27 protein-coding genes, 1 tRNA gene and 5 pseudogenes are annotated in these 25,655 nt (G+C 48.7%); 13 read left to right on the top strand and 20 right to left on the bottom strand.

Annotated elements, in window-relative coordinates:
- Positions 1 to 9 precede the first annotated feature (9 nt).
- From ACLHV9_RS17075 to ACLHV9_RS17040, 8 genes and pseudogenes are all read left to right on the top strand, one after another.
- Positions 10 to 591, top strand: a complete 582-nt coding sequence (locus tag ACLHV9_RS17075; RefSeq protein ID WP_000254137.1) for a tellurium resistance-associated protein TerZ — start codon at positions 10 to 12, stop codon at positions 589 to 591.
- Positions 591 to 1,748, top strand: a complete 1,158-nt coding sequence (locus tag ACLHV9_RS17070) for a TerD family protein (protein ID WP_001054786.1) — start codon at positions 591 to 593, stop codon at positions 1,746 to 1,748. The genes ACLHV9_RS17075 and ACLHV9_RS17070 overlap by 1 nt, the downstream gene beginning before the upstream one ends.
- Before the next feature lie 22 nt (positions 1,749 to 1,770).
- Complete coding sequence (locus tag ACLHV9_RS17065) at positions 1,771 to 2,226, top strand: tellurite resistance TerB family protein (protein ID WP_000007449.1); 456 nt, start codon at positions 1,771 to 1,773, stop codon at positions 2,224 to 2,226.
- A gap of 22 nt (positions 2,227 to 2,248) precedes the next feature.
- Positions 2,249 to 3,289 (top strand): tellurium resistance membrane protein TerC, encoded by a 1,041-nt coding sequence (gene terC / locus ACLHV9_RS17060; RefSeq protein ID WP_000255079.1) that lies wholly within the window; start codon positions 2,249 to 2,251, stop codon positions 3,287 to 3,289.
- 48 nt (positions 3,290 to 3,337) lie between these two features.
- Positions 3,338 to 3,916: a tellurium resistance membrane protein TerD gene (gene terD, locus ACLHV9_RS17055; RefSeq protein WP_000116680.1), complete on the top strand. Its 579-nt coding sequence runs from the start codon at positions 3,338 to 3,340 to the stop codon at positions 3,914 to 3,916.
- A 68-nt stretch (positions 3,917 to 3,984) separates the two neighbouring features.
- A complete protein-coding gene (locus ACLHV9_RS17050; RefSeq protein ID WP_020996162.1) occupies positions 3,985 to 4,560 on the top strand; it encodes a TerD family protein in 576 nt (191 codons plus the stop codon).
- Between the two features lie 427 nt (positions 4,561 to 4,987).
- The gene (locus ACLHV9_RS17045; RefSeq protein WP_047343499.1) at positions 4,988 to 6,229 is read left to right on the top strand and encodes a vWA domain-containing protein; all 1,242 of its coding nucleotides are present in this window, start codon (positions 4,988 to 4,990) and stop codon (positions 6,227 to 6,229) included.
- Positions 6,230 to 6,316: 87 nt separating this feature from the next.
- Positions 6,317 to 6,622 (top strand): annotated as a pseudogene (locus ACLHV9_RS17040) (hypothetical protein); the annotation flags it as partial.
- Between the two features lie 56 nt (positions 6,623 to 6,678).
- On the opposite strand, the pseudogene ACLHV9_RS17035 reads toward ACLHV9_RS17040, so the two are convergent.
- Positions 6,679 to 6,912 (bottom strand): annotated as a pseudogene (locus tag ACLHV9_RS17035) (IS5/IS1182 family transposase); the annotation flags it as partial.
- 54 nt (positions 6,913 to 6,966) lie between these two features.
- Here ACLHV9_RS17035 and ACLHV9_RS17030 point away from each other — a divergent pair.
- Positions 6,967 to 7,663, top strand: a protein-coding gene (locus tag ACLHV9_RS17030; RefSeq protein ID WP_410375992.1) for an IS1 family transposase whose coding sequence is annotated in 2 segments (ribosomal slippage) — positions 6,967 to 7,220 and positions 7,219 to 7,663 — 699 coding nt in all. Because the reading frame shifts where the segments join, the coding sequence is not laid out codon by codon here.
- 16 nt (positions 7,664 to 7,679) lie between these two features.
- Here ACLHV9_RS17030 and ACLHV9_RS17025 read toward each other — a convergent pair.
- From ACLHV9_RS17025 to ACLHV9_RS16995, 7 genes and pseudogenes are all read right to left on the bottom strand, one after another.
- A pseudogene (locus ACLHV9_RS17025) lies at positions 7,680 to 7,816 on the bottom strand (maltose acetyltransferase domain-containing protein); the annotation flags it as partial.
- 65 nt (positions 7,817 to 7,881) lie between these two features.
- Positions 7,882 to 9,167: pseudogene (gene lacY, locus ACLHV9_RS17020) on the bottom strand (lactose permease).
- Positions 9,168 to 9,184: 17 nt separating this feature from the next.
- Positions 9,185 to 12,259 carry a beta-galactosidase gene (gene lacZ / locus ACLHV9_RS17015; RefSeq protein WP_015386474.1) on the bottom strand — a complete coding sequence of 1,025 codons (3,075 nt, stop codon included), beginning with the start codon at positions 12,257 to 12,259 and terminating at the stop codon, positions 9,185 to 9,187.
- A 121-nt stretch (positions 12,260 to 12,380) separates the two neighbouring features.
- Positions 12,381 to 13,463 (bottom strand): DNA-binding transcriptional repressor LacI, encoded by a 1,083-nt coding sequence (lacI, locus tag ACLHV9_RS17010; RefSeq protein WP_410375991.1) that lies wholly within the window; start codon positions 13,461 to 13,463, stop codon positions 12,381 to 12,383.
- 236 nt (positions 13,464 to 13,699) lie between these two features.
- A pseudogene (locus ACLHV9_RS17005) lies at positions 13,700 to 13,921 on the bottom strand (transposase); the annotation flags it as partial.
- Between the two features lie 143 nt (positions 13,922 to 14,064).
- Positions 14,065 to 15,264: a tyrosine-type recombinase/integrase gene (locus ACLHV9_RS17000; protein ID WP_007851503.1), complete on the bottom strand. Its 1,200-nt coding sequence runs from the start codon at positions 15,262 to 15,264 to the stop codon at positions 14,065 to 14,067.
- A 175-nt stretch (positions 15,265 to 15,439) separates the two neighbouring features.
- Positions 15,440 to 15,514, bottom strand: a tRNA-Arg gene (locus tag ACLHV9_RS16995).
- 195 nt (positions 15,515 to 15,709) lie between these two features.
- On the opposite strand from ACLHV9_RS16995, the gene ACLHV9_RS16990 reads away from it, so the two are divergent.
- A complete protein-coding gene (locus ACLHV9_RS16990) occupies positions 15,710 to 16,879 on the top strand; it encodes a tyrosine-type recombinase/integrase (RefSeq protein WP_032634979.1) in 1,170 nt (389 codons plus the stop codon).
- On the opposite strand, the gene ACLHV9_RS16985 is transcribed toward ACLHV9_RS16990, so the two are convergent.
- The 8 genes from ACLHV9_RS16985 to ACLHV9_RS16950 form a co-directional block, all read right to left on the bottom strand.
- The gene (locus tag ACLHV9_RS16985; RefSeq protein WP_165298120.1) at positions 16,863 to 17,048 is read right to left on the bottom strand and encodes a DNA-binding protein; all 186 of its coding nucleotides are present in this window, start codon (positions 17,046 to 17,048) and stop codon (positions 16,863 to 16,865) included. The two genes, ACLHV9_RS16990 and ACLHV9_RS16985, sit on opposite strands and share 17 nt — an antisense overlap.
- An 81-nt stretch (positions 17,049 to 17,129) precedes the next feature.
- Positions 17,130 to 17,618, bottom strand: coding sequence for a hypothetical protein (locus tag ACLHV9_RS16980; RefSeq protein ID WP_063448874.1), 489 nt, complete (start codon positions 17,616 to 17,618; stop codon positions 17,130 to 17,132).
- A 245-nt stretch (positions 17,619 to 17,863) separates the two neighbouring features.
- On the bottom strand, positions 17,864 to 18,088 hold the full coding sequence (locus tag ACLHV9_RS16975; protein WP_048206674.1) for a hypothetical protein: 225 nt from the start codon (positions 18,086 to 18,088) through the stop codon (positions 17,864 to 17,866).
- 118 nt (positions 18,089 to 18,206) lie between these two features.
- The gene (locus ACLHV9_RS16970) at positions 18,207 to 19,016 is read right to left on the bottom strand and encodes a ParB/RepB/Spo0J family partition protein (RefSeq protein ID WP_048206678.1); all 810 of its coding nucleotides are present in this window, start codon (positions 19,014 to 19,016) and stop codon (positions 18,207 to 18,209) included.
- An 81-nt stretch (positions 19,017 to 19,097) separates the two neighbouring features.
- The gene (locus ACLHV9_RS16965; protein ID WP_047352689.1) at positions 19,098 to 19,910 is read right to left on the bottom strand and encodes a YfdQ family protein; all 813 of its coding nucleotides are present in this window, start codon (positions 19,908 to 19,910) and stop codon (positions 19,098 to 19,100) included.
- Positions 19,911 to 19,953: 43 nt separating this feature from the next.
- Positions 19,954 to 20,313 carry a hypothetical protein gene (locus ACLHV9_RS16960; RefSeq protein ID WP_047352688.1) on the bottom strand — a complete coding sequence of 120 codons (360 nt, stop codon included), beginning with the start codon at positions 20,311 to 20,313 and terminating at the stop codon, positions 19,954 to 19,956.
- Between the two features lie 12 nt (positions 20,314 to 20,325).
- Positions 20,326 to 20,478: a hypothetical protein gene (locus ACLHV9_RS16955; protein WP_407220877.1), complete on the bottom strand. Its 153-nt coding sequence runs from the start codon at positions 20,476 to 20,478 to the stop codon at positions 20,326 to 20,328.
- Positions 20,479 to 20,696: 218 nt separating this feature from the next.
- A complete protein-coding gene (locus ACLHV9_RS16950; RefSeq protein ID WP_223604519.1) occupies positions 20,697 to 21,806 on the bottom strand; it encodes a RelA/SpoT domain-containing protein in 1,110 nt (369 codons plus the stop codon).
- Between the two features lie 400 nt (positions 21,807 to 22,206).
- Between ACLHV9_RS16950 and ACLHV9_RS16945 the strand changes: the two genes are divergently transcribed.
- Positions 22,207 to 22,413, top strand: a complete 207-nt coding sequence (locus ACLHV9_RS16945; protein ID WP_407220876.1) for a hypothetical protein — start codon at positions 22,207 to 22,209, stop codon at positions 22,411 to 22,413.
- A 28-nt stretch (positions 22,414 to 22,441) separates the two neighbouring features.
- Here the strand turns inward: ACLHV9_RS16945 and ACLHV9_RS16940 are convergent, their stop codons facing one another.
- The 4 genes from ACLHV9_RS16940 to ACLHV9_RS16925 all read right to left on the bottom strand — a co-directional run bounded on the left by ACLHV9_RS16940 (position 22,442) and on the right by ACLHV9_RS16925 (position 24,399).
- Complete coding sequence (locus tag ACLHV9_RS16940; RefSeq protein WP_248179686.1) at positions 22,442 to 22,867, bottom strand: hypothetical protein; 426 nt, start codon at positions 22,865 to 22,867, stop codon at positions 22,442 to 22,444.
- Positions 22,867 to 23,322 (bottom strand): type II toxin-antitoxin system HicB family antitoxin, encoded by a 456-nt coding sequence (locus tag ACLHV9_RS16935; protein ID WP_248179687.1) that lies wholly within the window; start codon positions 23,320 to 23,322, stop codon positions 22,867 to 22,869. The genes ACLHV9_RS16940 and ACLHV9_RS16935 overlap by 1 nt, the downstream gene beginning before the upstream one ends.
- Positions 23,315 to 23,569, bottom strand: coding sequence for a type II toxin-antitoxin system HicA family toxin (locus ACLHV9_RS16930; RefSeq protein WP_023330793.1), 255 nt, complete (start codon positions 23,567 to 23,569; stop codon positions 23,315 to 23,317). The genes ACLHV9_RS16935 and ACLHV9_RS16930 overlap by 8 nt, the downstream gene beginning before the upstream one ends.
- A gap of 125 nt (positions 23,570 to 23,694) precedes the next feature.
- Positions 23,695 to 24,399 carry an XRE family transcriptional regulator gene (locus ACLHV9_RS16925; protein WP_316376053.1) on the bottom strand — a complete coding sequence of 235 codons (705 nt, stop codon included), beginning with the start codon at positions 24,397 to 24,399 and terminating at the stop codon, positions 23,695 to 23,697.
- Positions 24,400 to 24,504: 105 nt separating this feature from the next.
- Between ACLHV9_RS16925 and ACLHV9_RS16920 the strand changes: the two genes are divergently transcribed.
- The gene (locus tag ACLHV9_RS16920) at positions 24,505 to 24,765 is read left to right on the top strand and encodes a transcriptional regulator (RefSeq protein ID WP_248179689.1); all 261 of its coding nucleotides are present in this window, start codon (positions 24,505 to 24,507) and stop codon (positions 24,763 to 24,765) included.
- A gap of 28 nt (positions 24,766 to 24,793) precedes the next feature.
- Entirely contained in the window at positions 24,794 to 25,300 is a 507-nt protein-coding gene (locus ACLHV9_RS16915) for a YmfL family putative regulatory protein (protein WP_047352704.1), read from the top strand.
- Positions 25,301 to 25,655 lie beyond the last annotated feature (355 nt).

Genomic DNA, 25,655 nt, shown 5'->3' with positions numbered 1-25,655 from the left:
GAATAAAACATGGTTTCATTAGTTAAGAACCAGACGGTATCACTCAGCAAAGAATCATCTGCATTAAGCCAGCTTCATTTCGGTCTCGGTTGGGATCCGGTTAAGAAAAAAGGTCTTCTTGGAGGATTGTTTGGAGGCAACGACTCAATCGATCTCGATGCTGGCTGCGTATTAATGGACAGCACCGGTAAAACAATTGACACCATCTGGTTCCGCAAACTGGAATCCACCTGCGGCGCTGTTGTGCACAGTGGCGATAACCTGACCGGTGAAGGTGACGGTGACGATGAGGTGATTAATGTCAACCTCTCCCGACTGCCTGCAAACGTTGAATACCTGGCGTTTACGGTAAACAGCTTCCGTGGTCAGTCGTTCAATGACGTCGAAAACGCGTTCTGCCGCGTTGTCGATCAAACCGGCAAAGAGCTGGCTCGCTACAAGCTGACTGAGCAGGGCTCACATACCGGGATCGTTATTTCTTCGCTGCGCCGTAATAACGGCAACTGGGACTTTACCGCCCTTGGCCATGCCTGTCGCGGCCGCACAATTGACGATATGCACTCCGATATCGTTTCAGCGGTTATCCGCTAATGAACCTGACGCCGGGGGGCAATGCCCCCGTTCCAGCCCAGGAGTTGCGGGTCCGGATCACCTCGGGCGGCCAGGTGGATGCTTCGGCGTTTCGCCTGTATGCCGACGGGAAGGTGCAGGGTGATGCGGACATGGTGTTCTATGGTCAGCCACGTAACGATGATGGTACCGTCAGCCTGGTCAGTGAAGGCCAGTACTCAACCTTTACTGTCGCGCTCAACCGGCTGAAACCTGATGTCCAAAAAATTGCGTTCACCGTGACCTGTGACGGTGGGCAGACGGTGTCCGGTCTTCGTAATCTTTCCATCGACGTGGAGCAAGGGGCTACCGGCCTGGTTAGCGGCAGTGTCGAATTGAGCGGCCGTCAGGAAGCAGCCTTAATTCTGGGTGAATTTTACCGTCGTAATAATGACTGGAAATTCCGCTTTGTTGCGCAGGGGTTCAACGGTGGACTTAAACCGCTGGCAGAGCATTTCGGCGTAAATATTGCCGACGAACCGGCTCCCGCAGCCCCGACTCCTCCGGTTGTAACCCCTCCGCCAGTTGAGACAAAAATCAGCCTGAGCAAGGTATCGCTGACAAAAGAGAAGCCTGCAATCAGCCTGACCAAACGGGATAACTTCGGTGAAATCCGGATCAACCTGAACTGGCACCGGGGCAGCGGCAAATCAGGCTTTGCAGGCATGTTCGGCTCCAAAGGAATCGACCTGGATCTGGGGGCCTTTGTTGAGCTTCAGGACGGGTATAAATCGGTCATTCAGGCGCTCGGTAATGCATTCGGTGATTATCGCGATGAACCGTATGTTCAGCTCAAGGGCGATGACCGGACGGGTGATGTATCAGACGGCGAGTGGCTGCATATCAATGGACGTGAATGGAAGCATATCCGCGAAGTGCTGATTTACGCCTTTATTTATGAAGGTGTTCCCAGCTGGGACAAGACTGATGGTGTGGTCACCATTCATGTGCCGGATCAACCGCCCATTGAGACCCGCCTGACCGAAGGTGAAAACCGTCGCACATTGTGCGCCATTGCCAGACTCGTAAACGAAAACGGCGCAATTAAAGTCGAGCGAATTAACCAGTACTTCAAAGGCCAGGACGAAATGGACCGGGCATTTGGCTGGGGATTTCGCTGGAGCGCCGGTTCTAAATAACACAGCAACAAAGGAAACAGGTATGAGCTTTTTCGACAAAGTTAAAGGTGCCATTAACTCAGGCCGTGACGAACTGACCCGCCAGGTTGGCCGTTTCAAAAACAAAAAATTCATGCAGGGCACCGTTGCTGTATGTGCCCGTATTGCCGTATCGAGTGACGGCGTAAGTTCGGAAGAAAAGCAGAAAATGATGGGCTTTCTGCGCTCTTCAGAAGAGCTGAAGGTCTTCGATACCAATGAGGTGATTGAGTTCTTCAATAAACTGGTTTCAAGCTTCGATTTCGATGTTGAAATCGGCAAGGGCGAAACCATGAAATACATCCTGGCGCTGAAAGATCAGCCTGAGGCCGCTCAGCTGGCCTTACGTGTTGGTATTGCCGTTGCGAAAAGTGACGGTAACTTCGATCAGGACGAGAAACTGGCCTCCCGCGAGATCGCTATCGCGTTGGGCTTCGACCCGGCTGAATTTGGCCTCTGATCCACATCCCTAAGGGTAAAATATGGTTTCCACACACATCGGCTTCCCGACTGAAACGGTCATTGTTTTTATTGCGCTTTCAGTCGGTGCCATCTTTATTGACCTGTTTATGCACCGTGATGACAAGCCTATTTCGCTGAAGAGTGCGGCGCTCTGGTCCGTATTCTGGGTTGTGGTTGCGATGGCATTTGCCGGTTTCCTCTATATCCACCACGGTGCTGAGGTTGCCAGTCTGTTTGTCACGGGTTATGCGCTGGAGAAAGTGCTGTCGGTCGATAACCTGTTCGTCATGATGGCCATCTTCTCCTGGTTCGCCGTTCCGGATCGTTATCGCCACCGTGTTCTCTACTGGGGGATCATTGGTGCCATTGTCTTCAGGGGCATCTTTGTCGCCATCGGTACGAGCCTGCTGAGTCTGGGGCCGTATGTTGAAGTTGTCTTCGCTATTATCGTTGCCTGGACAGCGGTCATGATGCTTAAAAGCGGTGATGACGATGATGAAATTGAGGATTACTCCCAGCATCTGGCTTACCGCATGGTTAAACGCTTCTTCCCTATCTGGCCGAAGCTCAGAGGGCATGCCTTCCTGCTTAACCAGAAGGAAGTGGATGCTGAACTGGCGAAACCAGAAAACAGCGATGTCACCATTGGCCGTGGTAAAAAAGCGGCGCTGTATGCGACCCCGCTGTTCCTGTGTGTGGCTGTGGTTGAACTCTCGGACGTAATGTTCGCGTTTGACTCGGTACCGGCAATCATTGCCGTCAGTCGTGAACCGCTTATCGTCTATAGTGCCATGATGTTTGCTATCCTGGGCCTGCGTACTCTGTACTTTGTCCTTGAGGCACTGAAACAGTACCTGGTTCATCTGGAGAAGGCCGTTATCGTGCTGCTGTTCTTCATCGCGGCAAAACTCGGCCTGAATGCGACCGATCACATCTGGCATCATGGTTACAGCATCGCGGCAACAACCAGCCTGTATGTTGTACTGGGTGTACTGGCGCTGGGCATTCTCGCAAGCGTCATGTTCCCGGGCAAACCTGAATCTGAGGAAAAGGGGAGTTAATCCCCTTAAGTGTTAACCTGAACAATTACTAATCGAAGAGGTTATTTTATGAGTGTTTCTCTTTCCAAAGGCGGGAACGTCTCCCTAAGTAAAGCAGCTCCGTCAATGAAAAACGTCCTAGTGGGCCTTGGCTGGGATGCGCGTTCAACAGACGGTCAGGACTTTGACCTGGATGCTTCAGCATTCCTGCTGGCCTCAAACGGCAAAGTGCGCGGCGATTCAGATTTCATCTTCTATAACAACCTGACGTCATCCGACGGTTCCGTAACACACACCGGCGATAACCGCACCGGTGAGGGCGATGGTGATGATGAATCGCTGAAAATTAAACTGGACGCCGTCCCGTCTGAAGTTGACAAGATCATCTTCGTTGTGACCATCCACGATGCTCAGGCTCGTCGCCAGAGCTTTGGTCAGGTATCCGGTGCGTTTATTCGTCTGGTTAATGACGATAACCAGACTGAAGTCGCTCGCTACGATCTGACCGAAGATGCGTCCACTGAAACCGCCATGCTGTTTGGCGAGCTGTATCGCCACAATGGTGAGTGGAAATTCCGCGCAGTAGGCCAGGGTTATGCTGGTGGTCTGGCATCTGTATGTGCTCAGTACGGCATTAACGCGTCCTGATCGAAAAGTAACTTTTCATATCCGGGGCTGTTAATTCAGCCTCATTCAACTGTTTGCAGGAGCTAAAAATGGCAGTTTCTCTCGTAAAAGGCGGCAACGTATCTCTGACCAAAGAAGCACCAACCATGAATGTCGCTATGGTTGGTCTGGGCTGGGATGCCCGTGTAACCGATGGTCAGGGTTTTGACCTTGACGCTTCCGTATTCGCAGTAGGTGAAGACGGTAAAGTGCTGTCAGATGCCCATTTCATTTTCTTCAATAATAAAACCAGCCCTGATGGCGCAGTAGAGCACCAGGGCGACAACCGTACTGGTGAAGGCGACGGCGACGATGAGCAGGTCAAAATTGATCTGACCAAAGTCTCAGCAGACATCAAAAAACTGGTGTTTGCCGTTACCATCTATGATGCAGAAGCTCGTAAACAAAACTTCGGCATGGTGAGCAACAGCTTCATGCGCGTTTACAACAACGACAACGGCACGGAAATTGCCCGTTTCGATCTGTCTGAAGACGCCTCAACTGAAACCGCAATGGTCTTCGGTGAACTGTATCGCCATGGCGCTGAGTGGAAGTTTAAAGCTGTCGGCCAGGGTTTTGCCGGTGGCCTGTCAGCGCTTGCTTCCCAGCACGGCGTCAATGTCTAAAAGACGCTGAGTCTGACCCCGGCAATGCCGGGGTTTTTTTTGGGTAACGATCCGCTATCAGCTGTTGAATCTGAGAAAGGGGGCCGGGCGTTTTCAGAAAGCAGAGTAATGTTAATTCTGGCGTGAACCTTTTTGCAGGATCCGGGTTTATCTATGGTTGCTGGTTAAGCCAGTATTCCGTGCCTTATATCAACAGCATGCCCCTCGGATATATGTTACTTTTGCGATTTATGAAGGAACGGGATCTGGAACATAAGATACCCGGGCAATGAAAATTCAAATTCAACAGGTATAGAAACTTCAGCGTGATGAAATATGGTGTCACACCATATTTACGCCTCACCGAATATCCAGCGTCCTGAACTAAGCCTGGGGAACATATATAAACGCTGCGCTTTAAAAATAATCAAAAATCAGGAGAGTTAATATGAATCTACAATCCGGACAAAACATACCCCTTCAGCAATCTGCTATCAGGCTGAATCTTCAGTACCCTGCCAAATCCGGCTTTAAAGGCGAACCCGATACCTGCCTGTTCTTGCTTAATGCTCAGGGAAAGGTCAGTGGCGATTCTGACTTTATCTTTTATAATAATTTGGCTTCTCCTGAGGGGGCAGTCAAGCTCGTTACCGGTTCGCAGCAGTCCAGCATTGATATAGCACTGGATCGTGTTCCAGCGAACGTCAGTAAAATTGCGATCACCGTTGTCATTGATGGTGAAGATACCATCAGTGGGCTCAGTTTATTGAGCATTCAGGCTCCTGGTATCGCTGACTTTCAGGCTGAGACTCAGGGCCGCAGTGAGAAAGCAATCATCCTGGGTGAAGTATATCGGCACAATGGCGCCTGGAAGCTTCGTGCGCTCGGGCAGGGTTTCAACGGTGGACTTGAGCCTCTGGCCATTAGCTATGGCGTTGATGTCGCACAGCCAGCTCCGCAGCCAGCAAAGCCAGCTCGTATCAGTCTGGAAAAGAAACTGGAAACCAGATCTCCGCGCCTTGTAAGCCTCGCTAAAAAAGCCTCGGTCAGTCTCACTAAAAATAAACTGGACACCCTTGAGGCAGCGGTTGCATTTGTACTTGACGCATCCGGCTCGATGAGTGGCCAGTTCAGTAAGGGTAACGTTCAGTCTGTGCTGGACCGCATCGCCGTTCTTGCCGCCCAGTTCGACGACGACGGTGAAATGGATGTCTGGGGATTTGGAGAGAAGCATAAGAAGTATCCAAACGTCACACTGGACAACCTGGACACATATATTCAGTCCATTCGCGGGTCTGGAAAGCGTTCAGCCTGGGAGAACCTGCCGGGCCTTGGAGGGACAAACAACGAGCCTCCTGTGATGGAAGAAATAGTCGACTATTTTAAGGACTCGAAAATCCCAGTATATGTAGTATTTATTACCGATGGCGGGATCAGCAAGACCCGGGCGATTAAAGATGCAATCCGGCGTTCTGCCAACTACCCCATCTTCTGGAAGTTTGTCGGCCTGGGTGGTTCAAGCTACGGTATCCTCAAAAATCTGGATGACTTTACTGACCGCCGGGTTGATAACACCCACTTCTTTGCCATGGATGATTTCGGTTCGATTAGCGATGAAAAGCTATATGATAATCTACTGGAAGAATTCAGACCGTGGATCGATGAAACAAAAAGGTTAGGCATCCTTTAATACGCACCGTTTGAGCATGGTTGAATGAGCTCTACAGCAGCTTAATACTGTAGAGCCTTTCATTGGAAATCGTACAGGGAGGAGCATATGGACCGCATCAAGTACCTGAAATGGATAGCTGAAGAATCACCAACTACGGCTCAGCAGCTGGTGGCTTGGTTAAACAGAGCAAGGCACTATACGCCCGACATGAAAGAGCATCAGGCAGGTGTACAGATTCAAGAAAAGGGGATTGTTGTAGGGCTTAGACAAAGTACTAATCGTTACCAGGGAGATTGTCTGGCCATACATGTGGTACAGCTTCCGGAAGAAATACAAAACAAGGGATGGTTTAAGTCTTTTCTGAAGCTTTGCTGTGAAGCGAATCCCTGGGGCGATGTTGTAATTGAAGACGGCTTTGTTGAATAAATCAGATTTCGGGTAAGTCTCCCCCGTAGCGGGTTGTGTTTTCAGGCAATACGCACGCTTTCAGGCATACCTGCTTTCGTCATTTTGTTCAGCGCTCGTACCAGGGCCATAGCCTCCGCAACCTGACCATCGTAGTCACGCAGCGTCAGTGAACCCCCGAACAGCTGTTTTACCCGGTACATCGCCGTTTCCGCTATCGAGCGACGGTTGTAATCTGTTGTCCATTTCCACCGCGCATTACTCCCGGTCATTCGCTGATTAGCCACTGCACGGTGGTAATGGTGCCAACTTACTGATTTAGTGTATGATGGTGTTTTTGAGGTGCTCCCGTGGCTTCCATCTCCATCAGTTGTCCCTCCTGCTCAGCTACTGACGGGGTGGTGCGTAACGGCAAAAGCACTGCCGGACATCAGCGCTATCTCTGCTCTCACTGCCGTAAAACATGGCAGCTACAGTTCACTTACACCGCCTCTCAGCCCGGTACACACCAGAAAATTATTGATATGGCCATGAATGGCGTCGGATGTCGCGCCAGTGCACGCATTATGGGCGTTGGCCTCAACACGATTTTACGACACTTAAAAACTCAGGCCGCAGTCGGTAAACTCACGCATACAACCGGGCAGTGACGTCATTGTTTGCGCGGAAATGGACGAACAGTGGGGTTACGTCGGGGCTAAATCACGCCAGCGCTGGTTGTTTTACGCGTATGACAGGATACGGAGGACGGTTGTGGCGCACGTATTCGGTGAACGCACGCTGGCCACGCTGGAGCGTCTTCTGAGCCTGCTGTCGGCCTTTGAGGTCGTGGTATGGATGACGGATGGCTGGCCGCTTTATGAATCACGCCTGAAGGGAGAACTGCACGTTATCAGCAAGCGATATACGCAGCGCATTGAGCGGCATAACCTGAACCTGAGGCAGCATCCGGCAAGGCTGGGCAGGAAGTCACTGTCGTTCTCAAAATCGGTGGAGCTGCATGACAAAGTCATTGGGCATTATCTGAACATAAAACACTATCAATAAGTTGGAGTCATTACCCTTTTTCAACTTCTGATGGATGCGAGTGATTGAACTCATACATTAATGTTTTCCCACGAAGTCTTTTTCAGGTAAGCCTTCGCACATATCGGTAAATAGCTTGCCTGCTTTTATTTTTTCTGTCATCGACATGTTCATTTTTAACATTCCGTCCTGATAAGTTGGTCGGATAAGGCGCTCGCGCCGTATCCGACATTAATTTCTTAAGCGACTTCATTCACCTGGCGACGCAGCAGAGAAAGTGGGCCGGGGCCGCTAAGCGTGAACACGGAAATTAAGGTGAAGCCCAGCGCCACCAGACCCAGCACCAGGTAAGCGCCCTGGAAACCGATGCTTTCATACATATTGCCCGCCAGAATAGACATAAAAATCATCGCCAGTTGCTTAAAGAAGCAGAAACAGACCAGATAAATCGTCGCTGAAAAACGCACTTCAAACTGGCTGGTAATATATTTAAAGCAGCCCACCAGCAGGAACGGTACTTCAAACATATGCAGCGTTTTCAGAATAACCACTTCCAGTGCTGAGGTAGCGAACGATGAGCCAATAATACGTACTGACATAATAGTGCCAGCCAGCAGCAGGGCGTTTTTCCCACCGATGCGATTAATGATCAGTGGCGCAAAAACATAATCGAGGCGTTAAGTAATTCGCCCATTGTCGTTACGTAGCCAAATACCCGCGTACCCTGTTCACCGGTAGCAAAGAACGAAGTAAAGAAATTAGCAAACTGTTGGTCAAAAACATCGTAGGTGCAGGAAACGCCAATAACATACAGTGACAAAAACCACAGTTTTGGCTGTCTGAACAGTTCCAGCGCCAGCTTAAGGCTAAATGCCGAATGGTTGGCACCTACCGCATTGGCAACCGTGGCAGAAGAGGGCGCATCCGTTTTGGCGAAAAAGAGTAAAACGGCGAGGATGAATGCACAGCCAGAACCCAGCCAGAAAACAAACTGATTATTGATGGTGAACATGATGCCGACAATCGAGGCACACAGCGCCCAGCCAACACAGCCAAACATCCGCGCGCGACCATATTCGAAATTACTGCGACGGCTGACTTTCTCGATAAATGCCTCTACTGCTGGCGCACCGGCGTTAAAACAAAAGCCTAGATAAATACCACCAACAATCGATCCTACTAAAATGTTGTATTGTAACAGTGGCCCGAAGATAAAAATAAAGAACGGCGCAAACATCACTAACATGCCGGTAATAATCCACAGCAGGTATTTGCGCAGCCCGAGTTTGTCAGAAAGCAGACCAAACAGCGGTTGGAATAATAGCGAGAACAGAGAAATAGCGGCAAAAATAATACCCGTATCACTTTTGCTGATATGGTTGATGTCATGTAGCCAAATCGGGAAAAACGGGAAGTAGGCTCCCATGATAAAAAAGTAAAAGAAAAAGAATAAACCGAACATCCAAAAGTTTGTGTTTTTAAATAGTACATAATGGATTTCCTTACGCGAAATACGGGCAGACATGGCCTGCCCGGTTATTATTATTTTTGACACCAGAGCAACTGGTAATGGTAGCTACCGGCGCTAAGGTGGAATTCCGCCGACACTGACGGGCTCCAGGAGTCGTCGCCACCAATCCCCATATGGAAACCGTCGATATTCAGCCATGTGCCTTCTTCCGCGTGCAGCAGATGGCGATGGCTGGTTTCCATCAGTTGCTGTTGACTGTAGCGGCTGATGTTGAACTGGAAGTCGCCGCGCCACTGGTGTGGGCCATAATTCAATTCGCGCGTCCCGCAGCGCAGACCGTTTTCGCTCGGGAAGACGTACGGGGTATACATGTCTGACAATGGCAGATCCCAGCGGTCAAAACAGGCCGCAGTAAGGCGGTCGGGATAGTTTTCTTGCGGCCCTAATCCGAGCCAGTTTACCCGCTCTGCTACCTGCGCCAGCTGGCAGGTCAGGCCAATCCGCGCCGGATGTGGCGTATTGCTCGCCACTTCAACATCAACGGTAATCGCCATTTGACCACTTCCATCAATCCGGTAGGTTTTCCGGCTGATAAATAAGGTTTTCCCCTGATGCTGCCACGCGTGGACCGTGGTAATCAGCACCGCGTCGGCAAGCGTATCTGCCGTGCACTGCAACAACGCTGCTTCGGCCTGGTAATGGCCCGCCGCCTTCCAGCGTTCGACCCAGGCGTTAGGGTCAATGCGGGTCGCTTCACTTACGCCAATGTCGTTATCCAGCGGTGCGCGGGTGAACTGATCGCGCAGCGGCGTCAGCAGTTGTTTTTTATCGCCAATCCACATCTGTGAAAGAAAGCCTGACTGGCGGTTAAATTGCCAACGCTTATTATCCAGCTCGATGCAAAAATCCGTTTCGCTGGTGGTCAGTTGCGGGATGGCGTGGGGCGCGGAGGGGAGTGTCACGCTGAGGTTTTCCGCCAGACGCCACTGCTGCCAGGCGCTGATGTGTCCGGCTGCTGACCATGTGGTCGCGTTCGGTTGCACTACGTGAACCGTTAGCCAGAGTTGTCCGGCGCTCTTCGGCTGCGGTAGTTCAGGCAGTTCAATCAACTGTTTACCTTGTGGAGCGACATCCAGAGGCACTTCACCGCTTGCCAGCGGCTTGCCATCCAGCGCCACCATCCAGTGCAGGAGCTCGTTATCGCTATGACGGAACAGGTATTCGCTGGTCACTTCGATGGTTCGCCCGGATAAACTGAACTGGAAAAACTGCTGCTGGTGTTTTGCTTCCGTCAGCGCCGGATGCGGCGTGCGGTCGGCAAAGACCAGACCGTTCATGCAGAACTGGCGATCATTCGGCTTATCGCCAAAATCACCGCCGTAAGCCGACCACGGATTGCCATTTTCATCATATTTAATCAGCGACTGATCCACCCAGTCCCAGACGAAGCCGCCCTGTAAACGGGGGTACTGACGAAACGCCTGCCAGTATTTAGCGAAGCCGCCAAGACTGTTACCCATCGCGTGGGCGTATTCGCAAAGGATCAGCGGGCGCGTCTCTCCAGGCAACGAAAGCCATTTTTTGATGGACCATTTCGGCACAGCCGGGAAGGGCTGGTCTTCATCCACGCGCGCGTACATCGGGCAAATAATATCGGTTGCGAAGGTGTCGGCTCCGCCGCCTTCATACTGTACCGGGCGGGAAGGATCGACAGATTTGATCCAGCGATAGAGTGCGTCGTGATTAGCGCCGTGGCCTGATTCATTCCCCAGCGACCAGATGATCACACTCGGGTGATTACGATCGCGCTGCACCATTCGCGTTACGCGTTCGCTCATCGCGGGTAGCCAGCGCGGATCATCGGTCAGACGATTCATTGGCACCATGCCGTGGGTTTCAATGTTGGCTTCATCCACCACATACAGGCCGTAGTGGTCGCACAGCGTGTACCACAGCGGATGGTTCGGATAATGCGAACAGCGCACGGCGTTAAAGTTGTTCTGCTTCATCAGCAGGATATCCTGCACCATCGTCTGCTCATCCATGACCTGACCATGCAGAGGATGATGCTCGTGACGGTTAACGCCGCGAATCAGCAACGGCTTGCCGTTCAGCAGCAGCAGACCATTTTCAATCCGCACCTCGCGGAAACCGACATCGCAGGCTTCTGCTTCAATCAGCGTGCCGTCGGCGGTGTGCAGTTCAACCACCGCACGATAGAGATTCGGGATTTCGGCGCTCCACAGTTTCGGGTTTTCGACGTTCAGACGTAGGGTGACGTGATCGGCATAACCACCACGCTCATCGATAATTTCACCGCCGAAAGGCGCGGTGCCGCTGGCGACCTGCGTTTCACCCTGCCACAAAGAAACCGTCACCCGCAGCTCATCGCGCAGCTCGCCGTACATCTGAACGTCTGCCTCCAGTACAGCGCGGCTGAAATCATCATTAAAGTGAGTGGCTACATGGAAATCGCTGATTTGCGTGCTCGGTTTATGCAGCAACGAGACGTCACGGAAAATGCCGCTCATCCGCCACATATCCTGATCTTCCAGATAACTGCCGTCACTCCAGCGCAGCACCATCACCGCGAGGCGGTTTTCTCCGGCGTGTAAAAATGCGCTCAGGTCAAATTCAGACGGCAAACGACTGTCCTGTCCGTAACCGACCCAGCGCCCGTTGCACCACAAATGAAACGCCGAGTTAACACCATCAAAAATAATTCGCGTCTGGCCTTCCTGTAGCCAGCTTTCATCAACATTAAATGTGAGCGAGTAACAACCCGTCGGATTCTCCGTGGGAACATACGGCGGATTGACCGCAATGGGATAGGTCACGTTGGTGTAGATAGGCGCATCGTAACCGTGCATCTGCCAGTTTGAGGGGACGATGACAGTATCGGCGTCAGGAAGATCGCGCTCCAGCCAGCTTTCTGGTACCGCTTCTGGTGCCGGAAACCAGGCAAAGCGCCATTCACCATTCAGGCTGCGCGACTCTTGGGAAGGGCGATCGGTGCGAGCCTCTTCGCTATTACGCCAGCTGGCGAAAGGGGGATGTGCCGCAAGGCGATTAAGTTGGGTAACGCCAGGGTTTTCCCAGTCACGACGTTGTAATACGACGGCCAGTGAATCCGTAATCATTGTCATAGTTGTATCCTGCGTGAATTGTTATCCGCTCACATTTTCGCATAACATACGAGCCGGACACATAGAGTGTAAAGCCTGGGGTGCCTAATGAGTGAGCTGACTCACATTAATTGCGTTGCGCTCACTGCCCGCTTTCAAGTCGGGAAACTTGTCGTGCCAGCTGCATTAAGGAATCTGCCAACGTGCGGGGAGAGGTGGTTTGCGTATTGGGCGCCAGGGTGGTTTTTCTTTTCACCAGTGAGACGGGCAACAGCTGATTGCTCTTCACCGCCTGGCCCTGAGAGAGTTTCAGCAAGCGGTCCACGCTGGTTTGCCCCAGCAGGCGAAAATCCTGTTTGATGGTGGTTAACGGCGGGATATAACACGAGCTGTCTTCGGTATCGTCGTATCCCACTACCGAGATATCCGCACCAACGCGCAACCCGGACTCGGTAATGGCGCGCATTGCGCCCAGCGCCATCTGATCGTTGGCAACCAGCATCGCAGTGGGAACGATGCCCTCATTTAGCATTTGCATGGTTTGTTGAAAACCGGACATGGCACTCCAGTCGCCTTCCCGTTCCGCTATCGGATGAATTTGATTGCAAGTGAGATATTTATGCCAGCCCGCCAGACGCAGACGCGCCGAGACAGAACTTAATGGGCCCGCTAACAGCGCGATTTGCTGGTGACCCAATGCGACCAGATGCTCCACGCCCAGTCGCGTACCGTCTTCATGGGAGAAAATAATACTGTTGATGGGAGTCTGGTCAGAGACATCAAGAAATAACGCCGGAACATTAGCGCAGGCAGCTTCCACAGCAATGGCATCCTGGTCATCCAGCGGATAGTTAATGATCAGCCCACTGACGCGTTGCGCGAGAAGATTGTGCACCGCCGCTTTACAGGCTTCGACGCCGCTTCGTTCTACCATCGACACCACCACGCTGGCACCCAGTTGATCGGCGCGAGATTTAATCGCCGCGACAATTTGCGACGGCGCGTGCAGGGCCAGACTGGAGGTAGCAACGCCAATCAGCAACGACTGTTTCCCCGCCAGTTGTTGTGCCACGCGGTTGGGAATGTAGTTCAGCTGCGCCATCGCCGCTTCCACCTTTTCCCGCGTTTTCGCAGAGACGTGGCTGGCCTGGTTCACCACGCGGGAAACGGTCTGATAAGAGACACCGGCATACTCTGCGACATCGTATAGCGTTACTGGTTTCACATTTACCACCCTGAATTGACTCTCTTCGGGTGCTATCATGCCATACCACGAAATGTTTTGCGCCATTCGGAGGGGGCACGCCGAAGTGAGATTCAAAATGCCGACGTCAGTTCACAGGTGGGTAATGATACCAACGTGTTGATTTCGTATTTTCACTGACACCAGGATCATCCTGATGTTACAAGGATTGAATGACTACAGATTAAAATAGTCATCAACAGGTTGACAGCATTACCGGTAACCCGTTTCAGCTCTTTCTGGAGACGGTGGATCTCGGCCTGAGCATCTGACTGTTCTTTATTAGTGGAAGAATCCGGACCGTACTTCTTTATCCATGCATAAAGGCTGTGGGTGGTGATATCGAGACGTGTTGCAACTCTGGAAACAGAATAACCGCGATCAACAACCTGTTTGACTGCTTCAGTTTTAAACTCTTCGGGATAACGCTTACCGCTCATGGGCACCTCTCTTTAAGCCATCTTAAATGACTCTGAGGTGTCTGTTAAACCCGTGGCGATTCATTTTAGGCATAAAAAAAGACCTCAGTTGAGGTCTATTTACATACTGTTGGTGCGAAGGCCGAACTCGAATCGGCTCTTCATTAACTAACTCTGGCAACGTTTCCATCCAATCGCAATCCATCCAAATAGTCCCCATACCACTGCATCATCTCTTTCCTCCCTTCAAGATACTGCGCATGGTTATAGGTCCCGCGAATCGCGTTCTTGTCCACATGCGCGAGCTGGGTCTCAATCCAAGCAGTGTTGAATCCTTCCTCATGCAAGATTGTGCTCATGGTGTGACGAAAACCATGTCCGGTTGCTCTCTTATCGTAACCAATCCTTTTAATAACCATATTGATGCTGGCTTCGCTCATTGGTTTATTAACATCGTTTCGACCTGCAAAGATAAACTGGTAAGTACCGGTCAATTGCTTTAGTTGCCGAAGTGCTGCTAAGGATTGAGCAGAAAGGGGCACTATGTGGGGTCGCCTCATCTTCATTCTACTTTTCGGTATTTCCCAGATATGGTTTTCGAAGTCGATTTCACTCCATTCTGCCATACGTAATTCGACGGTTCGTAAGCCCGTAAGCATGAGTAGTCGGGTCGCCAGAAGCGTTACTAGACTGCCGGTGTATTGTGAAAGCTTTTGTAAAAACTCGGGTAGCTCAGCAGCAGTAAGAAAGGGATAATGTTGTTTCTCGTACCCCTGTAAAGCACTACCAAGATCAGCCGCAGGGTTGTACTCGGCTCGGCCAGTAACAATAGCGTAACGGAACACTTCGCTACAACGTTGGCGCACTTTACTGGCAAGCTCCGGCGCACCTCGCTTTTCCATACGCTGCAATACAGACAGAAGCTCCAGTGGCTTTATCTCATTAACCGGCTGCGATCCAACAAAGGGAAATACATTGTTTTTGAAGGCCCGGTTAACATAGTCAGCGTAGTTTTTTGACCAGCCAGAAACTTTTGCGTTGTACCACTCAACCGCTATCGCTTCAAAAGTATTCGTAACCGATAGTTTTTGGGCAAGTAGTTCGGCTTTTTTAACTTCACCGGGATCTTTATCATTTGCCAATGTTTTTCTCGCTTCATCGCGCTTAGTGCGGGCTTCCGCAAGTGAGATGTCAGGATAGGTTCCGAACGAGAGTTTTTTCTCTTTACCGGCAAATCGATACTTCATTCGCCAGTACTTTGAACCGTTAGTATTGACCATGAGATAGAGCCCTCCGCCATCAGCGAGTTTATAGGCTTTATCTCTGGGCTTTGCAGTCTCGACCTGACGAGCATTCAGTGGCATTTGGGGGCCTCATTTTCCGTTGAACAGGATAAGCCCCCACTTAGGCCCCCAAACGTTTATTGATTCACGTAGATATGGGTAGACTTCAGTTGACGTCGCATAGCCTGAGAAGAGGGGTTATGGCTGATTATAAAAGGTTTTTATTGAATTCGGTAGACATCAGGAGAGTTATATCTGGTGTCCCCTGCAGGAATCGAACCTGCAACTAGCCCTTAGGAGGGGCTCGTTATATCCATTTAACTAAGAGGACGTAGAAATAACTGATTTTTAAGTGTTCGTCTTGTGTTGCATGTTATCCCAATAGTCCACGCAGCTTCAAGCTTTTAGTCTCTTTTATTTCCTGTTCGTTCATGTCTGTACGCAAAGAAAATCATTTGGTTCACTTGCCATTGCGTACAGATTGAGTACAGAATGCTGAAAATCAGTGTGTACAGGATACAGAGCCGTGGCCCTCAGTGATACCAAACTACGCAGCATCAATGACAAGCCATACAACGGCGCGCCAGAAGTAACAGATGGCGACGGTCTCAGCGTGCGTATAACCCCTACCGGAACGATTACGTTTCAGTTTCGGTACCGATGGAACGGTAAACCTGTTCGCCTTTCTATTGGACGCTATCCAGCTACCTCTCTGAAAGAAGCGCGCGTAATAGTCGGCGAGATGCGCGAATTGTACCTCAAGGGGCTAAACCCTAAAAATTATTTTGCCAAAGAGGATGGCGAGCTGACGCTGAAAGAGTGTCTCGATCAGTGGTGGAACAAGTATGTTGAAACCCTGAAGCCTAATACACAGACTTTATACAAGTCAGTTGTGTACAACACTATGTACACAGAATTCCCGGATGCCCCCGTCGTCAACATCCCTGTTTCAGCATGGGTTAGGTTTTTCGATAAGCAGGAAAAGAAAAACGGCAAAAAGGCCAGGGTACTTCTCCTGCAGCTGCGATCAGTAATGAACTGGTGTATCAGCCGACAACTCATACCTTCGTGCGAGGTTCTGAAGCTCAGCGTTAAGACGATAGGAAAGAAGCCGGATGTTGGTAGCAGGGTTTTAACCTATACCGAACTGGCAAAAATATGGCTCGCGCTGGAAAACAACAAGATCGTTACTTCCAACAAGGTGCTTCACCAACTGTTGTTGTTGTGGGGAGCCAGATTGTCAGAACTTCGCCTGGCTACTAACAGTGAATTCAATATGGACGATCTTATTTGGACTACTCCAGCTGAGCATTCAAAAATGGGGAATGTTATTCGTCGTCCTGTTTTTGAGCAGGTAAAGCCTTTTGTAGAGAGGCTTTTAAATTCGGGTAACACCGTCCTGTTCCCTGGCCAGGAACTGGATAAGGCAATAGATCGTTCGTCAGCAAATCTCTACATGAAAAAACTAAGGGATAAAATTGATATACCTGAATGGAGAACGCACGATTTCAGGCGCTCACTGGTAACGAATTTGTCAGGGGAGGGAGTTATGCCCCATGTCACCGAAAAGATGCTGGGGCATGAACTGGGTGGTGTGATGGCCGTGTACAACAAACACGACTGGCTGGTGGAGCAGAAAGAGGCTTATGAAATGTATGCCGATAAAATATTCTGGCATGTTAAACAGCTCGGTTGACGCCGCCCTCTTCAATCCATTTCATAACTGCTTTACGGCTGTAGCGTGACGGATATGTGAGAACAGGATTGGGGAAACCACGTTCTTTGCGTAAGCGCCAAACAGCAGTTTTTTTCTTTTTGAGCAGGTCGAATACTTCCTGCTCCTCCATAAAATCAGTAGTAGTCATAAATACCTCATCAAAAATTACCGTTAAAAACACACGTACCACACCCGCCGCGAGCGCCTTCAGTGCAGACATCGCAGCGATCTACTTTTTTGATTTTACCGTCTCCTCCTGCTGCATTGCTCCCTGCATGGCGGCGCGGCAGGCGTCTTCAATATGATTTCTAATACGTTTCCGGCATTCGTCCTGATTATCTGCGTAAGTAGACATTATTCCATCAACGGCAAGACTTATAGCCTCATCAGGAACTACCGGCGCTGGCGGGGCGGAGTAAAAATACTCGTCCTCAATTCCCTCAACGGGTTTTGAGAAGCCGATAAAATTACCGTAATGCCAAGGATAAGGGCCGTATGGCTCAACGGTCACACGACGCCAGCGGTGAATCGCAGGCTCCGTTTCGAGCGATGCCAGCGCGATACGCGCCAGCTTCAGTACCACCTTGGCAGTTATTTTTTCACTGAAGTGCTCTCGTGCTTTCTTTTCCGACCACACGACAGGCCACAGGACTTCTTTCGCAGCTGCTTCGATTTGCTGTAACTGCTCTTTGGTGAACTCTTTGGTAATAGTGCTCATTGGGCTTTGTCCTTCACCAGTTTTTCCCATTTTTCGCGCAGCTCTTTTCGGGCCTCAGCTTCATGATCTGGCGGGTACGAAAATCCGGCGCGCATACCCGAACAGCCATTCGAGCAACGAATTTCTGCCGATCCCCAGTTCATTCCCCGACTACGAACCTTCAAAGAGGGTGACATACCGCAATTAGGACAGCGTGGTAAGTGATAATTTTCCACGATGGGCCTCTTACTCATTGGCAATGATGATCATCGGTTTACCTCACGCACTGCTGTTTTATTGGCGCGAAGCATTTCTTTAGAGCGACCTGAAATCACCGTTTTCATGAGGAAGAAACCACGGCGATCCGCAATGACTCCAGGAGTACACATCAAAATCGTATCAACAACCCGAACGTGTCGGCGAAACTCGAATACGGTGCTGGTGATTATGATTTTTGCAGTGGGCCCCATGTCTTGGTATTCAATTTTCATGCTATTACCCTCGCGATCAGCTTTACAGTCCCGATGAAACAGTAGAATCCAGCAGTTAACCCAATCCCTGTTAAGAGAGAAAAGAACAGGGACCACATCATCAGTTCGGATATTTTTTTCATGGTGCAGCCTCGTCAGTTTCGTGACGAAACTCCCGAAGAATAGATGTGATTTCGGCTTGTATTGCTGGTGGAATTTCAATGGTTAGCCCTTCCCCGGAATCCTTTGTACAAGAGGAAATAAGTTCAAGGAACTTCCTGGCTTTTCCAGCATTAAACTGAGGGCTGGCTATGCTCTTGGTAACTTTTTTCTTTCCAGCTGCCTCGGCTTTTTTCATCAGACGTGAAGCTTCACGATCTGCGTAAACACCATGCTCACGAGATATACCGATTGCGATTGCGTAATTCATTGAGCCGTCACGAACGAGCTTTTTGATATACGGTGTGCATTCGTGAAGCTGGAGGTGCTGAAGAATATCTGACTCAGAGCGTTTAACTTTTGACGCTATCTCTGAAGGGCTCCACCCCTGATTTTGAAGGCGATGATAAGCTGCGCCTCGTTCAAGTGGAGTCAATGCCAGCCCCTGAGAACTGGTCACCATGAAGGCGATTTTGTCAGCCTCACTGCCTACAAAATCTTTGCACTCAAGACGAACAATATCGTGCCCCATTGCGATAGCAGCCAACGCGCCATGATAACGGTGGTGGCCGTCGATCACTTTCACCCCGCGCTCAGTAACTTCTACGGCAAGCGGCGGTATATATTCCCCGGCAATAAAGGCATCGCGGAATTCTTCTACATGCGCCTGGTTAAGTTCACGAACGTTGTAGCCTTCCTCGGCATAAATTTTATCTACTGGTACGTTGTAAGTTTTTCGGGTGGTTAATCCGGCGTCTTTATCGTTATAGAGCTGGCCTAAGCTTGGCATATGATCACCTTCTTTCAGGGAATGCTTTGCTATACGCCCCCACGAATGGGGGCGCATAAAACAACACACGGTATTGATGGGTTAAATGGAGCCTTCGTAAATAGGCAGGTCTTCACCGAGCTGGTTTTCCATATCAGTGACGATTTCCTGGAATGCATGCTCAACAACTTTCTTAGGTTCGATCAGCTCATACCAGAGGATTAACTGACCGTCACGCAGGCGATAACGGATACGGGCATCGACCTGATACGGCGAACCGTTATGGAATGGTGAAATTGCCAGGCTGATTTTTTCTGGCATTTTGGTGTTGCCAGAACCGGATTTTTCATCGCTGAACTGGAACTGGCAGGTGCCATCAGAAAGACGTTTAACGGACTTAAACTCTGACTTACGGGTTTCCTGGAATGCGAGAACCATTTCCAGCAGTTCAGTTCCTGACGGCCCTAGATATGAATCACTAACCGGCGCGACATTCTGAATGTTGTTTTCCAGGAACTCAGCAAAGTTAATCTGGTCCATTTTGCTCCCATCAGCAGCAACCCAGGCTTTCCATTCATCAGAGAACGGGCAGTCATAAACGGCCTTGTGTGCGGCCCAGCTTGGTTTTTCTGCATCCTGATGGAAGTCCAACACGGCTACGATTCGCGTTTTGGTCTTATCTGCGAAAACAACAGTACGAGAATCACGGAAACGTTGAATGTAAGCGATCAGAGACCCAGGGGAGATCAGGTTTGCAGCTTGACGAATACGTGACGGTGCCAGCTGTAGGCTTTCAAGCGACTTGACTTCAAAGCCCTCCGGCACGACAACAGACGGGATATCAGTTTGTGTTTTCAGGTTTGCAGAAACCAGATCACGAATTTCGGATACGGCAGAGCCTTCAATATGAGACATTGAATATTTCCTTTTCAGATTAGAACGGTTGGTTAGATAGGTATTACTGGGCCAGCTTGATTGGTGCAGTCTGAGTTTTTGGCTCAATGACTTTCAAATCCAACTGGGTTTGTGAAGGGTCATCGCGGAGCAAATCGCCATCGGCAGTGGCAAACATGATGGTGTCTGCACGGTCAAGCTCTGGAATAGTGCGAGTGACCTTTGGCGTAACCTTCATGGTGTTTTCATCGCGGTTGTTCAGCATTGCACAGTTCAGCGTCAGAGTAACAGCGCCTTTCTTACCTGTTTCTCGAACAGCCTTAATAACTTCTGCCAGCGCCTCGGTTAATTCAGCATCCAGCGTGCCTTTATTGATATAGGCAAGTTGCTGACTAAACGGCGTGGTGTTTTTATTTTCGGACATAAATATCTCCAGTTAACTATTTGGATCGCCTTTCTGGATAAGCAACCTGCACAGCCAGCTACGCCGCCAGATACTAGCGATGGTTTTTGGGTTGCGAACAGCCTGCACACCACGAGGGGCGCGCATCAGATCGCCGTACTGAAAATTAACGTTACGGAAGGTCATACTGGTCACCGATAGATAGGGTATCCGGCAGGAGTTGAACCCGCGCTGGGCAGGGAAACCCAGCCAACACCGGAAGCGGACACATTGAAGAAAAAGGGCGGTCAGCCATCAGAACATTATCATCTTCCTCCTGTTGGAATGGTTGAAGACTGGATAACCGCCAAGACTTAGGCAATAAAAAAGGCCGCTTTTGCGACCTTGTTAAATTATGGATTAAACTACCTAGGCCTAGTCCAATAATTTGTACTGGTATAAAGTTCATACTTATCTATGAAAAATCTTGTATCAATAAGATAGTTAGGATATGCGTAAGATAATTTGCGTAAATCATCCATTTCTACAAACAGGCCGTTCGCCTCTTCATCCTTTTCAACGGCTGAGTAAGCTTGAATAGCCAAATGTTTTTGCAATGGCGTATACGCTTTGTAATATATTTTATTACCTTTTAAGGCAATGATAACATACCCACCTTTTATTTTTGATAAGTCTAAATCCTTATCTGAAAATAACCTGTTGAATGACTTCAGTTTTTCTATTGCATTGAGCTTATCATTTAAACTCATTAATCTTATTTTGATCTGATTTTTTTCTTGCGGGGTTAGAGTTATAAACTCTTCTTCTTCAGCTATAAATTCGCTCATTAGCCTGAAAAAATTAACCCATGATGGGTTTGATTCAAAGGGGTTCGTTTTAAGTGTACGGCCTTCACATAAGTCGACCACCTCAATAGTCGTAGCCCACAAGTGCTGAAGCTTTGTTCTTAACTGAACCTCAATATCGAATCCTTTCCATTGGTGAGCTTCATCTTTATCGTAGCAGGTATAAATCCGATGAATGCCACGGTATCCTGTAGACTTTGGTGACTTTATGTAATCTTTAACTTTTGATTTATGCGTGGTTCTACTTTTGTCAAGAGATGAATCCAACAAAAGCAATTGTAATCTATTTTCAACAATAACACGACAGCCGCCAATATCACTCATTCTCGTTACTGCAATAGAGTTTGGGGTGACGCCATCCAGCGTTTTGCGTCGAAGCTTATCAATGATTGTCGGGAGTCGTTTTAAACGCCGCGCTATAATCGCGTTTTTATTTATCTTCTGTGCATGCTTCCATACCAGATTTTTTATAATCATCAATGGGTAAAGATGTGCGGCGCGATACTGCTGGATAATTTCGATAGCTTTTTCGATATCGCCATTTCCTTTACGTATACACTCTCCAGCTTTTTTTACTTGGTTTTTTGAGTGTTCGAGTACTATTTTTCCCTTCTCGTACTGTGCATTTGCCATGTTGTTACCTGCATCTGGTAGCTTTAATAATGGCACTATAACCTCCTGAAATCGTTGACACAACGCAATGACATTACTGTGTGCTCCGTATCTCGTTTAGCATTGCTAACTGGTGTTGATTCAGCCCAACCCCCTCACCATGAAGAGGCTGGAATAAATCTTTTTTTGCCCCGTATTGCCGACATCCTGTCCCGCCACGGTTCCGACGCATGGTTTAAAGTCGCGCCGTTCGACCATCTCCAGCGAATCAGACTTCAAGCTTTGTTTGTTTCGGTCTGTTCGCTGTTGATGATTGAATAATCCTACTTAAAGTAGAAAAATGCAACTACAAAAAGTAGAAAATGCGCGGTGTTGGTTTATGTTACTGATTTAAAATTGAATTTATTTATTTTGGGAGTAGTGGTATGTTTAAAAAAACAGCACAGAGGGCAGGGGTATGGATCGTAACGAGCTGGAAGAAGACCGTGCAGCATTCATAGCTGGTGAGATCGGTGGGGTTGTTATTCAGTTAATCATTGATGGTGTTGAAATCAATCGGGAAAACGTAATTGACTATCTTGAGGCAAAGAGGAGGGCTGTAGGAAACGTCATTCACAAGGGGATACTGCGGGATTCAGCCTCTATGGTAAGGAAAGGTAAATAAAAACCCGGCTATTAGGCCGGGTAATATCTTAATTATCAGTAGGTTTTGGAGACCATGGTAACTTGATGGTGTCTAATACTGTATCTTTAAACATGTTTTCAAATACTAATTTTGTACAGACGTAAACATAATTCTCAAAGAACCAAGAATTTTCATTGTAGAAATCTTCAGTAACCTTTTCATCAAGGTAGCATTCAAAAGTTAACGTCAAGTTAGCTTCTGCTTTGAAGAGCACATCTTCACAGTCATCAATGTTCGTTTGGTCACGTGGGAAGCCGATCACTGAAGGTGTGACCTCAATAAATACCCAGTTTCCATCTTCATCATTCTGCGGAATCACACGGTGCTCTGAAAATTTTAAGCTGTATTTTCCGCCCTCAGAGTTGTCATCGTCGTTGATAAAAAGTGAAGAGCCCTCTAAATCGAACCCTTTAAAGCAAATCTTATCAAGCATTAGTGCGGCACTCCATTATCCACTGAAACTTCCCAATAGGTTTCTTCAGTGCGTCTTGAGGAGAAGAACGAGACTTCCCTCACATCCCTTGGCTTTTCAAAGTGGTAATGAACCTCTTTTCTTCCATTTACCGACTCACTTACAGCCTGTTTTACATAATCGTTTAAAGTCATATTTTTTGACTTGGCCGCTAAGTACGCTTTCTTATGTAGAGATTCACCTATACGCACGTTGAAGGAACCGCTCATCGTCTTATCAGGCGACTTCCCGATCTCTTCACAAGTTGCGAGATAGTCGTCAACGGCCTCTTCAAAGGCAGCACGAAGCTCCGCAACGGTAGCGCCTTCATATGTGACGAGATCATTTATGCATTCGAGCTTCCCATGCATAACTCCGTCTTCAAATGAAATGCTGGAGCTACCATAGTACCCTTTGTATTGCATCAGGTTATTCATGATCATCAATCTCATCTAACAGCAGTTTAACTTCTTCCAAGACATATCTTTTGAGGGTGTTTTCAGGATGTGGCTCATGAAAAATTACTAATTTATCAAGGGCTTGGCTATAAAATTTACGCCCTGAACCACGTTTTGCGTTCAAAAGTTTGAAGCCATACTGGCTCATAAGCGCGACAAGTTCATCCCAAGTGAAATTTTTGGGCAACCTATCTAACTTCAACTTTAACTTTTCCTTTCTTCCCACGAAGAATACATCCTCTGTTAAAGATAGTGCAACTGAAATCTAGTTGCAATCTATGCTAACAATAGACAGATTGTTTCAAAGTTTTCCCAGAAAGTACTAGCTAGGCTGACCTTCTGCGTGAACTACTACAGTCTGTTGTATTTTATAGACTCGTGAATCAACGCCTTACCCATGACATAGAGCTGATCCTGATTATCTTCGTTGATATACCACTTCTCATAAGCGGGGTTATCAGACAGAACGGCCAACTTGTCACCCTGCATCTGTAGGCGTTTTACGTGAAATGTTTTACCAAAGACGAAAGAGTAAACGCCGTCAGTCTGGAAATGTCGCACCGAGATATCTACGAACAACCTATCTCCTGAAACCAGCGTTGGGGCCATGCTGTCCCCGCTAACCGTCATGACTTTGACGTCTTGCTGTGGACGATTACCGAAGAGAGAACGGGCATGCTCAGTGGTGAATTCAATTGCATAAAGAACTTCAACATAGTCCGAAAGCATATAGTTTCCGGGACCAGCACTTACCGCCAGATCAAGGACGTCAACCCTATAAACATCTTGGATATTCCTATTGACATCATGACCATGAGCGCTGCCTTGTGAAGGTTTACCCACTCCATATTCAAGATAAGCGGCATCCACACCTAAAACTGCAGATAGTTTCCGCATTGTCGGTGTTCTTGGCTTTGCTGTACCAAGCGTGTAACGCCTAACCATTTCATAGGTTACGCCTGTTTTTTCTGATAGTTGAGTGATTGAAAAACCACTTAACGAGATCAGTTCATTCAGGCGGGCTGCAAAATCGGAATGCTTTTGTTCTTCTACCATAGGTAGAAGATTACGTAATTCATCGTATTTCGTCATTTCTATTTTAAGTTGTTGCGTTTTCTACTTTAGGTAGTATTATTCCTCTATCAACTAGAGGAGTTTCTCATGTCAATTTCACCCACTGAGTCTGCTATCAAGGCCGCAGGGCGGTCTCTGTCAGAAGTAGCGCGTAGTTTTGGGTTCAAATCTACCCAATCTGTTGCTAATTGGATCATTAACAACCAAGTGCCATCAGAGCGGGTTTTGCAACTTTGCGAGCTTGGCGGGTGGAGTGTTACCCCTCATCAGTTGAGACCTGATATCTATCCGAATCCGAATGATGGTCTTCCTGACAACAAGGAAGAGATTACATCTTCAGTTGCTTAAGCATAACCACAGAATCAAGGGGTTAACCGTGGGTAATCAACCAGAGTGGAAAGTTGAAAAGCAGCCTGCATGGCTGGTGGCCGCAATTAAAAAGACAATTGCGGAATTACCAGGCGGATATGCCGAAGCAGCTGAATGGCTTGATGTAACAGAGAACTCTTTGTTCAACCGCTTACGTGCTGATGGCGATCAGGTCTTCCCGTTTGGCTGGGCAATAGTGCTTCAGAAAGCTGGTGGCTCTCACCATATTGCCCATGCAATCGCGAAAGCTTCTGGTGGCGGTTTTATTCCGTTTGCTGATGTTGAACAAATTGATAACGGTGACATAAATCAACGCCTTATGGAATCCATTGAATGGATCGGAAAACACTCTCAATACCTTCGCAAAGCTACTGCAGATGGGGTTATTGATGCAGCTGAAAGAGCGCAAATCGAAGAGAACAGCTATCAAGTCATGACGAAATGGCAGGAACACCTGGCGCTGTTGTTCAGGGTCTTCTGTGCCCCAGATAAGGTTGCCAGACCACCAGACTAACCAGTCTATGCCCGGCGTATTTATGTGACGCAGGAGGGCTTATGTATCAAGAACAAATTTCCCACGTGACTATGCCCACGGTTTTTGCTCGTGAGGATGCCCCGTGGATTAAAGAACAGTTAGCAACACTCCCGGCAGGTATGCGGGAAAAAATCGCGATTGCGTATGCGCAGGCGTACCAGGAAGCGTTCGACGCTGAGCCTGTGTCATTCCGGCAGCAGAACGCAGCACGGCGGAATGCTAATCGCCGATTGCGAGAGTTTTGCAAGAGGTATACCCCGGCAGTCAGGGGATATACGTCACCCCCACCCAGGGTATGAATTTTTAAATCTGGTTTGGGGGAAAGGGGGCGGTG

Origin of the sequence: Enterobacter sp. CPE_E890 (genome assembly GCF_046521475.1) — a bacterium.
In the GTDB taxonomy this organism is placed as follows: domain Bacteria; phylum Pseudomonadota; class Gammaproteobacteria; order Enterobacterales; family Enterobacteriaceae; genus Enterobacter; species Enterobacter adelaidei.
The sequence above is the reverse complement of the archived record's forward strand: the minus strand, read 5'-3'. Positions and strand labels throughout refer to the sequence as shown.

Bases quoted from the DNA above. Each gene is read 5' to 3' on its own strand.
- ACLHV9_RS17075 (WP_000254137.1), top strand. From the start codon at position 10: ATGGTTTCATTAGTTAAGAACCAGACGGTATCACTCAGCAAAGAATCA.
- ACLHV9_RS17070 (WP_001054786.1), top strand. From the start codon at position 591: ATGAACCTGACGCCGGGGGGCAATGCCCCCGTTCCAGCCCAGGAGTTG.
- ACLHV9_RS17065 (WP_000007449.1), top strand. From the start codon at position 1,771: ATGAGCTTTTTCGACAAAGTTAAAGGTGCCATTAACTCAGGCCGTGAC.
- terC (WP_000255079.1), top strand. From the start codon at position 2,249: ATGGTTTCCACACACATCGGCTTCCCGACTGAAACGGTCATTGTTTTT.
- terD (WP_000116680.1), top strand. From the start codon at position 3,338: ATGAGTGTTTCTCTTTCCAAAGGCGGGAACGTCTCCCTAAGTAAAGCA.
- ACLHV9_RS17050 (WP_020996162.1), top strand. From the start codon at position 3,985: ATGGCAGTTTCTCTCGTAAAAGGCGGCAACGTATCTCTGACCAAAGAA.
- ACLHV9_RS17045 (WP_047343499.1), top strand. From the start codon at position 4,988: ATGAATCTACAATCCGGACAAAACATACCCCTTCAGCAATCTGCTATC.
- lacZ (WP_015386474.1), bottom strand. From the start codon at position 12,259: ATGACAATGATTACGGATTCACTGGCCGTCGTATTACAACGTCGTGAC.
- ACLHV9_RS17000 (WP_007851503.1), bottom strand. From the start codon at position 15,264: ATGCCACTGAATGCTCGTCAGGTCGAGACTGCAAAGCCCAGAGATAAA.
- ACLHV9_RS16985 (WP_165298120.1), bottom strand. From the start codon at position 17,048: ATGACTACTACTGATTTTATGGAGGAGCAGGAAGTATTCGACCTGCTC.
- ACLHV9_RS16980 (WP_063448874.1), bottom strand. From the start codon at position 17,618: ATGAGCACTATTACCAAAGAGTTCACCAAAGAGCAGTTACAGCAAATC.
- ACLHV9_RS16975 (WP_048206674.1), bottom strand. From the start codon at position 18,088: ATGAAAATTGAATACCAAGACATGGGGCCCACTGCAAAAATCATAATC.
- ACLHV9_RS16970 (WP_048206678.1), bottom strand. From the start codon at position 19,016: ATGCCAAGCTTAGGCCAGCTCTATAACGATAAAGACGCCGGATTAACC.
- ACLHV9_RS16965 (WP_047352689.1), bottom strand. From the start codon at position 19,910: ATGTCTCATATTGAAGGCTCTGCCGTATCCGAAATTCGTGATCTGGTT.
- ACLHV9_RS16960 (WP_047352688.1), bottom strand. From the start codon at position 20,313: ATGTCCGAAAATAAAAACACCACGCCGTTTAGTCAGCAACTTGCCTAT.
- ACLHV9_RS16955 (WP_407220877.1), bottom strand. From the start codon at position 20,478: ATGACCTTCCGTAACGTTAATTTTCAGTACGGCGATCTGATGCGCGCC.
- ACLHV9_RS16945 (WP_407220876.1), top strand. From the start codon at position 22,207: ATGGATCGTAACGAGCTGGAAGAAGACCGTGCAGCATTCATAGCTGGT.
- ACLHV9_RS16940 (WP_248179686.1), bottom strand. From the start codon at position 22,867: ATGCTTGATAAGATTTGCTTTAAAGGGTTCGATTTAGAGGGCTCTTCA.
- ACLHV9_RS16935 (WP_248179687.1), bottom strand. From the start codon at position 23,322: ATGAATAACCTGATGCAATACAAAGGGTACTATGGTAGCTCCAGCATT.
- ACLHV9_RS16925 (WP_316376053.1), bottom strand. From the start codon at position 24,399: ATGGTAGAAGAACAAAAGCATTCCGATTTTGCAGCCCGCCTGAATGAA.
- ACLHV9_RS16920 (WP_248179689.1), top strand. From the start codon at position 24,505: ATGTCAATTTCACCCACTGAGTCTGCTATCAAGGCCGCAGGGCGGTCT.